The sequence below is a fragment of the Vibrio sp. GLN_1 genome (assembly GCF_043106015.1).
GTDB classification, from domain to species: Bacteria; Pseudomonadota; Gammaproteobacteria; order Enterobacterales; family Vibrionaceae; genus Vibrio; species Vibrio parahaemolyticus.
The window spans coordinates 174,106-186,423 of the sequence record NZ_JBICMD010000034.1 but is presented as its reverse complement, the minus strand read 5'-3'; the positions used below and the strand labels follow the sequence as shown (position 1 = coordinate 186,423).

4 protein-coding genes are annotated in these 12,318 nt (G+C 45.0%); 1 reads left to right on the top strand and 3 read right to left on the bottom strand.

Annotated elements, in window-relative coordinates:
- The first annotated feature begins 21 nt into the window (after nt 1–21).
- Nucleotides 22–849, top strand: a complete 828-nt coding sequence (locus ACF8OV_RS14515; RefSeq protein WP_203505023.1) for a sterol desaturase family protein — start codon at nt 22–24, stop codon at nt 847–849.
- 91 nt (nt 850–940) lie between these two features.
- On the opposite strand, the gene ACF8OV_RS14510 is transcribed toward ACF8OV_RS14515, so the two are convergent.
- The 3 genes from ACF8OV_RS14510 to ACF8OV_RS14500 form a co-directional block, all read right to left on the bottom strand.
- On the bottom strand, nt 941–1,159 hold the full coding sequence (locus ACF8OV_RS14510) for a membrane protein (protein WP_005495068.1): 219 nt from the start codon (nt 1,157–1,159) through the stop codon (nt 941–943).
- Between the two features lie 44 nt (nt 1,160–1,203).
- The gene (locus ACF8OV_RS14505) at nt 1,204–1,584 is read right to left on the bottom strand and encodes a hypothetical protein (RefSeq protein ID WP_005495070.1); all 381 of its coding nucleotides are present in this window, start codon (nt 1,582–1,584) and stop codon (nt 1,204–1,206) included.
- Between the two features lie 213 nt (nt 1,585–1,797).
- On the bottom strand, nt 1,798–12,219 hold the full coding sequence (locus tag ACF8OV_RS14500; protein ID WP_392404380.1) for a tandem-95 repeat protein: 10,422 nt from the start codon (nt 12,217–12,219) through the stop codon (nt 1,798–1,800).
- Nucleotides 12,220–12,318: the final 99 nt, after the last annotated feature.

The window sequence follows — 12,318 nt, the reverse complement described above, 5'->3', positions numbered from 1 at the left end:
GCGTAGAAGAAGGAAAGATCAGTGACTGAAAACACGTTTACCGACCCATCTTGGTTGCGACTTAGCTGTTTTATTGGCGTATTGTTGCTGTGTACTCTTTGGGAAAACAAGCTCCCAAGAAAGACGCTCACCGTCAAACGTTCCTTTCGCTGGTTAAACAACCTCTCTTTGGTCGCCCTAAATAGCGCGATCATTGCATTAGTGATGCCTATTGCTGCGTTTCAAGCTGCGACCATTGCTCATGATCAGCAATGGGGACTATTCAATCTTCTGTCCCTGGCCGGTTGGTTAAATGTGTTGCTTGCTGTGATTGTTCTCGATCTCATCATCTATGTTCAGCACTTGGTTTTTCATCGCGTGAAACCATTATGGAAAATTCATCGTATGCACCATGCCGATTTGGATATCGATGTCACAACTGGCGCGCGTTTTCATCCAATTGAAATCATCATCTCGATGGTCGTCAAAATCGCCTCGGTATTCATTCTTGGCGTTTCACCTCTCGCGATTGTGGTGTTTGAGATCATTCTAAATGCGAGTGCGATGTTCAATCACAGTAACGCAAAACTTGGGTTATCTATCGATAAGAAACTGCGAAAAGTCATTGTGACACCAGACATGCACCGCGTGCACCATTCGGTGATGGTGAAGGAAACCCATTCGAACTTTGGTTTTTTCCTTTCCGTTTGGGATAGATGGTTTGGAACGTATCGCGCACAACCAGCGCTTGGACATAACGATGTCGTGATTGGTGTGCCTGAGATCAGGGAAGCGAGAGAGCAAAGATTGGATAAGCTGCTGACACAGCCTTTTCGTTATCGCGAAGGCAAGGGCAAGAACGATGATTAAAAGAAAAACGTAGATGGAGTAACCAACAAAAACAAATCACAGAGTTCATTATAGAGTTTTGGAGACCCCATCCACCGAAAGACTTGCCGAATTAACTTTCGACTAATTGGCGTTTTTTATTTAATTGCGTAATGCCAACAACCAAGCCTATGACACCAAAAACAGCACAAATTAACGCGCTAGTGTTGACGTGTTGCTGCGTTTCGAAGGAGCTGTACACAAAAGCGAGACTGAAGAAAATGGTGCCAAAACTCAAACCTGTTAACGCACTAAAACCGGCAAAACTCGCCAAGTCTTTAAAATCGTTCATAACGAATCCCTGTTGATAATCCTTAAATGTGTGAGTAGATAAAGTTAACGAAATATCTGACGCGATTGCTGGTGCTTTCGCGCATTCCAAAGCCAGATGGAAACGCCCAACGAAAAGCCCAAGAACAGCGTTTTCATTTGCAGAGCCACATTGTTGTCCAATATTTCTAATGTATAGTGAGCGTGTGAACTAAAAATAACGTTTGTCATCAAAATCAATAGCATCAACACCAAGCCCACTCTGCGATGTTTCACTAATAAGTACACCGCTAACAAATCTAAAAGACCTAATGCGCTCCAATAAATGTTTAGCCAACGCGGAGCAAAATCGTAAGGCAAAAAGCCATCAACGATGTTGTCATACAGGTGAACCACGCCACCTATCGTCATAAAAAGGCATAAGAGAAACACTACGAATTTATCCATTATCGTTTCCTTATCTTAAAGAATGCGCAAAGCATATAGAAGTCAATTAAACATTTGTAATCTCATAGCCATTTTTGAGATCGACAGTGCTTTTAAACCGTACACGAGGCGTGCGAAAGTAGAGTAACGACTGCTCTTCCTTATCTAACTATTCAAGAACATCAAAAAAGGTCTAGCAATTGCTAGACCTTTTTATTAGAGGCTGATTTGTCACTACATGTCTTTGTATTGAGAATCGAGACTCGCAATCAAATGCTGTGTGATATCATCCACGCTTGCGCTATTGAAGTGGATATCTAATGTTGAGCTACCTTTAGTAATACTCAAATTCGTATCTGCGCTACCATCTTGACTTACTTCAACATGATAGCCGCCAGCGTCTCCTGTATGACTACCTGATTGTAAATCACTTAACAGATCGCCTACTTCATCTTTCGATAAATCATCAAACAGATCGGAGAAGTCTAGAGAGTCTTCACTGCTAGAAAAATCTGTGACAGTGTCGCGTTCGTTGGCCACATCGATCCATTTGAAGATGTCCTCACCATCACCGCCAGTCAGAATGTCGCTGCCTAAACCACCAATCAAAATGTCATTATCTGCGCCACCGAACAGCTTGTCGTTTCCACCTTGCCCAAACAAGATGTCATTTCCTGCACCACCATAAATGGTGTCCGCTTGGTCATAATAACGAGATTGCTCAAACTCAGCTTGGTTTTCAGTAATGTAGTGATGAACTTCCTCCTTCGTTACCAGAGCAACATCTTTCCCCAGTTGAGAAGCTACATAGTTTTGTAGCGCAGAAACACCTTGTTCTCCATTGATATCAAAACGAATCGCATCACCAAAAATGATGTCGTTTCCATCAAGACTACTAATCTCATCCTTGCCCTGCATTAATGACACTTCTTTGCCAAGAATCACTTCTGCAAGTTGATTAACATCGATGTTAGTTCTTACAACACCATCAGAGTCAAAGTGTTTCAACGAATCTTCATCTAAGTCATGACCAAGACCGATCGATCGAACCTCACTAAGTTCTTCCAATGCCTGATATGCGTTATTTGCTTGATGAAGTACATAGGTTTCATAATCGTAATAACTATGATTACTTGTCATCTTCCCTAACAACTCACCTGTCGAAAGCGAATAAACGAGTGAGTTACTATCTATCACCGTCTTATTGTCGTAAGTTACAACATCACCAGTTTTGTAATCCGCTGGCAAAACATCAGCTAACGTTACCAGTTTGTTGTTTTCCACTCCAAGAACAATGCTATCCATTTGGTTTATGTTATTTGCATCATTCACAGTAGCTTGGTTTGGACGGCCATCAGAAATGAAATAGCTTAAATTCGTTGCGCCACTATCAGCATTCTCAAACCAGTTCAATGCTGATTGGAAGCCTGCTTCATAGTTTGTGTTACCGTCACCGAGCTTCACAATTGCGTCCAATATTGATTCTACTTGAGACTTAGCGTGGTCAGAGCTCAAATCCAACTCGAGCTCCTGTTTGCTCTCAGTGGAAAAAGTGGTTAATAAAACGTTCACTTTGCCCGAATGAGGTCCACTCGCACTTTCGATCAGAGTATTCAGCACTGTTTTTAGTTCAGTTACCGCACGGCCAACGTCGTAACCCATACTGCCAGACGTATCGAGCATAAAGGCAATGTTGTAATCCTGACCTTCGACAATTTGTAACCCTTGAACATCACCAACGATCACGTCGTTATCATCGGACCCAACTATGTTGTTATCACCATGCGTACCAGAAACAAACTCATAATCACGGACTGAAACAGAAGCCGTGTCCGCTCCCATTTGAGTATTGTTATTAACTTCAACACTTCCTGCCGTCGCTGTTACATCAAAATCTAACGAGCCATTGTAATCGGCTGGTACAGTAATCGTACCGCTTAGTTGATGACTGGTTTGATTTGGTTCACTTGAAAGGTCAACCGTGTAAGAACCATCGCTGTTTTCAGTAACCGTTTTGCCATTCACCTCTAATGTTAGCCCTGAAGGAATTCCCGTTAAGGTGACGCTATCGTTAATGAATGACTCACTGCCATCCACATCGATAAGATCAAGGTTCAGCTCAAAAGAGACTTGTTGCTCTGTAAGAACAACATACTCTCCTGTGTTGTTATCTAGCTTGATAATGGCATCTTGGAAGATAAGCTGTTCAATTTCATAAAGGTGGTCACCCGACTCTTTATGAGTGCTCGAAACAACATCTTTTGTATCAATAAATCGACTATCTTCGACAATCCAATACGGGACTTCTGAGTGGTCAGATGCTGGGTAATAGCTGAAGTCGTAATCAGACAACTTACCAGAGTAAACAACTGTGTCAGTCTCAGCTTGATCATCTAATGAACCAATACCGCCATAGATAGAATCATTACCTCCTCCAGTCACAAAGATATCACTACCTTGAGCATCAACGTTGGCACCTGCTTGTTGATCACCTACAAAGCTCAGTGGTGATTCAGTGTCTCCGCTTAACATTAAGTCGTTACCAGCATGACCATTATTAAACGCTTGTGTCACCACATGTTCAAAGTCAAGCCCTGGTAAATTACTTGCCTCAAGCAGATCTTTAAGTTCTTCGTCTGTAGACCAGCTTCCGCCTAATGTCACAGGTACAGACGTTACTGGACCGAAAGTAAAGTCAATCTTAATTGGGTCCGCGACAGGCTCTATGTCGATACTCAACGTACCTGAAGCAGAAGAATTGCCATCACTAACAGTGAAATGAATCTGCTCGTAAGTATCCAAGCCGTTCCCAACACCATCTTTATCGAAAACATTTGCACCAGATTCATGTTCAGCCGGAACATAGCGAACAAGACCATTTTCGATATCAGAAGCGAGTACACTGCCAGAAACCGCTTCCCAACCATCAGAACCCTTCACTTGTAGTGAGCCATTTAGAGCAGAAGTGTCAAACTCAACACTTACCCCACTGTCAACGACGCCTAAATGTTCTAGTGTGATAACAATCGCTTCGTCTTCTAATCCGGAAATTTCGTTGCTTTGAACCGTTGGCGGAACATCATTATCATCAATATAGCCAACGCCAGATACATCTCCGACTTTAATCACAAGGCTTTCTGTTGATTCAACCAACTGATCATCAATGCTTGGAATGGTAATATCAAAGCCATTCACACCGGCTGGAACAATAAGGTATCCGCCCAAATACTTCACGCCATTAGTAAAAGTTGCGTTCGACAAATCAATGTCTTGAGAGCTCGTACTAGAACCCTCTGCAGAGAAATCCACTTGATACTTAACGGTCTGATCTGTTGCATTATTTAGAGAAACAGAAAACGTGACATCGTCACCTTCAACAACCGTAACACCTGTAATGCTCTGCACAGCAGGTCCATTTTCCGCAACATTACCATCTAGCATTTCGTTAACGATATTGACTGTAGATGGATCGCTAACGCCACTTTCAGAGTCGACTGCCACATATCCAAAGCTGTCTTCGGCAGGAACACCTTCTACATAACGTAACTCCCAGTTACCTTCATTTTTCGTGGAAAAATCTAACTGAGTAATGACCGAACCTTCAGGAAGAGCTAGATCTTTCCCATAACCAACGCTTGTTTCTTGGAATAGCATGAAGTTGCCTTCAGGCTTCAAAAACTCGAACGTTTGAGTCTGTTGGACATTATTTGAATCTAAGTATGTAACCGTAATAAGCGCTGCGTTGTCATCACCGTAATCAAACAATCCACCTAATCCATCTAGACCAAGGTTTACGGAGCCAACAGGATTATTAGACAAATCGATCGTAATCGTTTCACCCTTCTCAATACCCTGCCCGTCATTGTCAGCGATACCATTGCCGATGTGTGACACCTGACGGTTGTATTGCGCAAGTTCACCGCTATCAGAAGAAATAGTGATAGAGGCTCCATTTGCTAAATGCTCAGTACGGGAATGTGATGGTCCACCATCCTCACTTAATCCCCAATTATTGAAATCTGTTGTAGATTCTGAGCCATTAGGCGTATTTGGACGATCTTTGATACCTAATAAAAAGCCAACATTATCAGCTTCATAGTAAAGACTGTCTTTGTCATAAAGCGTATCGCTTACTTCTTTAATTTCGTGCAACTCACCGTCACTATCTTTAAAGAACAACGTACCTGATGTTGGCAGTTCAGTAATCCGGACATGTAGATCATTGCCTTTTAAGTCGTCTTCAACATCCGCGATATGATCCTTAGAGTCACCGCTACCCAGAGGTTTCGTATCGGTATCAAACACAACGTGCGTAAGCTGATCATCGACGACATGCGTAAAGTCTTCACTTTCAGGCTTGTCGTTTACTGGTGTCACATTGACAGTGACGGTGGTAGATTCGGATACACCACCTGATGTCACGACATAAGTGAACGTATCTTCTCCGACGTAGTTATCATCTGGTGTGTAGGTCACCGTGCCGTCGTTGTTTACGATGACGGTACCATTTTTAGGACTATTCTCAGCGTCCAAAGACACCACTTTATCAGCGCCTTCAAACGTGTCGTTACCTAAGACGTTAATTATGGTTGGTGTGTCTTCGACTACATTTGTGCTGTCAGCCTTGATGTCGACTACTGGTGCAACCGTAAAGTCCACCGTTTGGCTAATGCTTTCACCACTTGGGTCGGTAGCAGTAAACGTTAAAGTTTCTGAGCCGTTCCAGTCTGCTGTTGGTGAAATGGTCGCGATGCCATTTTCAATCGAAACCAACACGTTGCTATTGCCAGACACTGAGAAGTTTAGCGCTGAGTCGCTATCTTTAAATGCGTCATTTAAATCAATCGTGTAGGTCGCAAAGTCTTCCGATAACTCTTGATCTGCAATGGCATTTTCAACAGTCGGTGCATCGTTAACACGATTCACAATCAAACTATCACTGTCGCTAGCCGTTGGATTAACACCATCCGATACTGACGCGCTAATAGTCAGATCTTTAAGGTTGAGCTCATCGTTGTTAACTGCATCGACGCCCGCTTGAGTCAGCTTGACGTCATTGCCAACCAACACAAAGTAACCGTTTGAGTTGTTTTCTAAAGAAACGGTTAATTGGTCTTCAGGCGTGTCAGTATCGCGAACCGTTAAGGTTGCGACTACCGTATCAGTGTTCACTGCATCTTCAGTGATGCTTTCTACTGCATCAACCTTGATGGTTGGCGCATCGTTCACTGGATTTACTGTAACAGTTACTTTCGCTTCGTCGGTCAATTCACCGTCCGTTACGGTGTAGATGATTTCAGCGTGGCCATTGAAGTTTTCTGCCGGTGTGAACACCAGTTTGCCATCCACCACTTCAACCGTACCCTGCTCTTTAGGTACAGAGGCTGATTCAATACTCAGCTTGTCGCCATCCACATCAGAATCGTTTGGCAGGACATCAATAGTAACTGCGGTGTCTTCTTGTGTCGTAGCGATGTCATCTTTCGCCACTGGTGCATCATTGACTGGCGTCACATCGACGCTCACCGTGGTGGATTCCGATACCCCGCCTGACGTGACAATGTAGGTGAAGCTGTCTGCACCGTGGTAGCTGTCGTTTGGCGTGTAAGTCACGCTGCCATCAGGATTGACCGAGACCGTGCCGTTGGCTGGGCCGTTATTGGTATCTAGCGACACCACTTTGTCGTCGCCTTCGAACGTGTCGTTACCTAAGACCTTGATGATGGTTGGCGTGTCTTCAACGACCGTCGCTTTGTCTGCCACAATGTCCGCTACAGGCGCAACTGTGAAGTTTACGGTTTGGCTAATGCTTTCACCGCTTGGATCAGTAGCAGTAAACGTTAGGGTTTCTGAGCCGTTCCAGTCTGCCGTTGGTGAAATGGTCGCGATGCCATTTTCAATTGAAACCAACACGTTGCTACTGCCAGACACTGAGAAGTTTAGCGCTGAGTCGCTATCTTTAAATGCGTCGTTTAAATCAATCGTGTAGGTCGCAAAGTCTTCCGATAACTCTTGATCTGCAATGGCATTTTCAACAGTCGGTGCATCGTTAACACGATTCACAATCAAACTGTCACTGTCGTTAGCTGTTGGATTAACACCATCCGATACTGACGCACTGATAGTCAGATCTTTAAGGTTGAGTTCATCGTTGTTAACCGCGTCAACACCCGCTTGAGTCAACTTGACCTCATTGCCAACCAACACGAAGTAGCCGTTTGAGTTATTTTCTAAAGAAACGGCTAACTGGTCTTCTGGCGTATCAGTATCACGAACCGTTAATGCTGCGACTACCGTATCAGTGCTCACTGCATCTTCAGTGATGCTCTCTACTGCATCAACCTTGATGGTTGGCGCATCGTTCACTGGATTTACTGTAACAGTTACTTTCGCTTCGTCGGTCAATTGACCGTCCGTTACGGTGTAGGTGATTTCAGCGTGGCCATTGAAGTTTTCTGCCGGAGTGAAGACGAGTTTGCCATCAACGATCTCTACTTTACCTTGTGCTTCAGGAACAGTCGCAGATTGGATCGACAACTTATCGCCATCCACATCAGTATCGTTTGGCAGAACATCAATAGTAACTGCAGTGTCTTCTTGTGTCGTAGCGATGTCATCTTTCGCCACTGGCGCATCGTTGACCGGTGTCACATTGACTTCAACGGTAGTGGATTCAGACACACCGCCAGAGGTGACGATGTAGGTGAAAGTATCTTTACCGACGTAGTTATCATTTGGTGTGTAAGTCACGCTGCCGTCAGGATTGACCGAGACCGTGCCGTTGGCTGGGCCGTTATTGATATCGAGCGACACCACTTTACCGTCGTCTTCGAACGTATCGTTACCTAAGACCTTGATGATGGTTGGCGTGTCTTCAACAACCGTCGCTTTGTCTGTCACAATGTCCGCCACTGGCGTAACCGTAAAGTCCACCCTTTGGCTAACGCTTTCACCGCTTGGATCGGTGGCGGTAAAGGTTAGGGTCTCTGAGCCGTTCCAGTCTGCGGTTGGAGTGATCGTGGCAATGCCATTGACGATCGCCACTTGGATGTTGCTGTTGCCAGAGACGCTAAACGTTAACTCGCCATCAACGTTATCCACATCACTGAAGGCGGTATTCAGATCGATAGTGTATGGCGTGAAGTCTTCTGCCAAGGTTTGATCTGCGATGTTGCTTTCAACCACAGGCGTGTCGTTTACAGCATTCACGGTTACTTTGACCGTTGCTTGGTCAGTCAGTGCGCCGTCGGTGACGGTGTAAGTGATTTCGGCGTCGCCATTGAAGTTTTCTGCCGGTGTGAAAACAAGTTTGCCATCAACGATCTCTACTTTACCTTGTGCTTCAGGAACAGTCGCAGATTGGATCGACAACTTATCGCCATCCACATCAGTATCGTTTGACAGAACATCAATAGTAACTGCAGTGTCTTCTTGTGTCGTAGCGATGTCATCTTTCGCCACTGGCGCATCGTTGACCGGTGTCACATTGACCGTGACGGTGGTGGATTCCGATACCCCGCCTGATGTCACGACATAAGTGAAAGTATCTTTACCGACGTAGTTATCATTTGGTGTGTAAGTCACGCTGCCGTCAGGATTGACCGAGACCGTGCCGTTGGCTGGGCCGTTATTGGTATCTAGCGACACCACTTTACCGTCGTCTTCGAACGTATCGTTACCTAAGACCTTGATGATGGTTGGCGTGTCTTCAACAACCGTCGCTTTGTCTGCCACAATGTCCGCTACAGGCGCAACTGTGAAGTTTACGGTTTGGCTAATGCTTTCACCGCTTGGATCAGTAGCAGTAAACGTTAGGGTTTCTGAGCCGTTCCAGTCTGCTGTTGGTGAAATGGTCGCGATGCCATTTTCAATCGAAACCAACACGTTGCTATTGCCAGACACTGAGAAGTTTAGCGCTGAGTCGCTATCTTTAAATGCGTCATTTAAATCAATCGTGTAGGTCGCAAAGTCTTCCGATAACTCTTGATCTGCAATGGCATTTTCAACAGTCGGTGCATCGTTAACACGATTCACAATCAAACTATCACTGTCGCTAGCCGTTGGATTTACACCATCCGACACTGACGCGCTGATAGTCAGGTCTTTAAGGTTGAGCTCATCGTTGTTAACTGCGTCAACACCCGCTTGAGTCAACTTGACTTCATTGCCAACCAACACGAAGTAACCGTTTGAGTTATTTTCTAAAGAAACGGTTAATTGGTCTTCTGGCGTGTCAGTATCGCGAACCGTTAAGGTTGCGACTACCGTATCAGTGCTCACTGCATCTTCAGTGATGCTCTCTACTGCATCAACCTTGATGGTTGGCGCATCGTTCACTGGATTTACTGTAACAGTTACTTTCGCTTCGTCGGTCAATTGACCGTCCGTTACGGTGTAGGTGATTTCAGCGTGGCCATTGAAGTTTTCTGCCGGTGTGAAAACAAGTTTGCCATCAACGATCTCTACTTTACCTTGTGCTTCCGGAACAGTCGCAGATTGGATCGACAACTTATCGCCATCGATGTCGGTGTCGTTTGGCAGGACATCAATCGTCACTGGTGTGTCTTCGTCAGTAATCGCCGTGTCATCTTTTGCCACTGGTGCATCATTCACTGGCGTCACATCGACGTTCACCGTGGTGGATTCCGATACCCCGCCTGATGTCACGACATAAGTGAAAGTATCTTTACCGACGTAGTTATCATTTGGTGTGTAAGTCACGCTGCCGTCAGGATTGACCGAGACCGTGCCGTTGGCTGGGCCGTTATTGGTATCTAGCGACACTACTTTACCGTCGCCTTCGAACGTGTCGTTACCTAAGACCTTGATGATGGTTGGCGTGTCTTCAACGACCGTCGCTTTGTCTGCCACAATGTCCGCTACAGGCGCAACTGTGAAGTTTACGGTTTGGCTAATGCTTTCACCGCTTGGATCAGTAGCAGTAAACGTTAGGGTTTCTGAGCCGTTCCAGTCTGCTGTTGGTGAAATGGTCGCGATGCCATTTTCAATCGAAACCAACACGTTGCTATTGCCAGACACTGAGAAGTTTAGCGCTGAGTCGCTATCTTTAAATGCGTCGTTTAAATCAATCGTGTAGGTCGCAAAGTCTTCCGATAACACTTGGTCTGCAATGGCATTTTCAACAGTCGGTGCATCGTTAACACGATTCACAACCAAACTGTCACTGTCACTAGCCGTTGGATTAACACCATCCGACACTGACGCGCTAATAGTCAGGTCTTTAAGGTTGAGTTCATCGTTGTTAACTGCGTTAACAGCCGCTTGAGTCAGCTTGACCTCATTGCCAACCAACACGAAGTAGCCGTTTGAGTTATTTTCTAAAGAAACGGTTAACTGGTCTTCAGGCGTGTCAGTATCGCGAACCGTTAAGGTTGCGACTACCGTATCAGTGCTCACTGCATCTTCAGTGATGCTTTCTACGGCTTCAACCTTGATGGTTGGCACATCGTTTACTGGATTTACTGTAACAGTTACTTTCGCTTCGTCGGTCAATTCACCGTCCGTTACGGTATAAGTGATTTCGGCGTCGCCATTGAAGTTTTCTGCCGGTGTGAAAACAAGTTTGCCATCCACCACTTCAACCGTACCCTGCTCTTTAGGAACAGAGGCTGATTCAATACTCAGCTTATCGCCATCCACGTCGGTGTCGTTAGTCAGTACATCAATGGTAACTGCGGTGTCTTCTTGTATAGATGTGGTGTCATCAACGGCAACAGGACTGTCATTTACAGGCGTAACCGTAACAGACACTTTCGCTTCGTCCGTCAAATCGCCATCAGTTACGATGTAAGTGATGGTTGCTTCACCGTTGAAGTTCTCAGCTGGCGTGAACACCAGTTTGCCGTCGACAATGTCAACTGAGCCTTGCTCTGAAGGAACTGATGCTGATTGAATGCTGAGTGCGTCACCTTCAACATCACTATCATTGACTAAAACATCAATCGTAACAGCGGTGTCTTCTTCTGTCGTAATTACATCATTTTCTGCGTTTGGCGCATCATTGATAGGCAGAATATCGAGATTTGCAGAACCAGATACCACTAGGTCTTCGTCATCAATAATGTCGAAAGTGAAAGAGACTTCTGTGTCATCATCGATTTGCGGAGTGAAAGTCCACGTGCCATCACCATTGTCGACAAGAGTGCCATTCCCTTTATCGATAATGAGGTTCTCAACAGATAATGTGTCTTTGTCTTCATCATCAACATTTGACAGTAACTCTTCCGTCGTAATGATGATTGAACCACCGTCCTCTTCAATCGCATCTAGAGTAACTGGCGTTGTTGCCAAAGGTTTATCAGTGCTGTCAGCACTCGTTTGAAGATTACTTCGGAATAGATCATTCAGTGCTAGAACTTGTGTTTGCGATAGTCCTAGAGACTCAATACCAATGGTTTCAAAACTGGTGGATGCCAAGAGTTCAGTACCATCGCGAACAATTGTCGCACTGGTTTGCAGGCTAGAGCCGCCGTTCTCACCAGCTGCTGGCGCAAACTCTTCATCTACAGCAGAAGGGTCTTGCCCTTGTTCGATTGCACTAATAATTTGTAAAACATCATCAGTGACATCTTTAGAACCCTGCTCTTGAGTCAATTGCACGTTTAAATCCAGAGGGCCAACATCTGTTGATGTCACAACCACTTCTCCTGGTAGTGGCTGTTGTCCCTCCGTTAGTACTCTCAGCTTCCCATCTAATCCTATTACAACGACTTGATTGCCGAGTGAAACTAACGC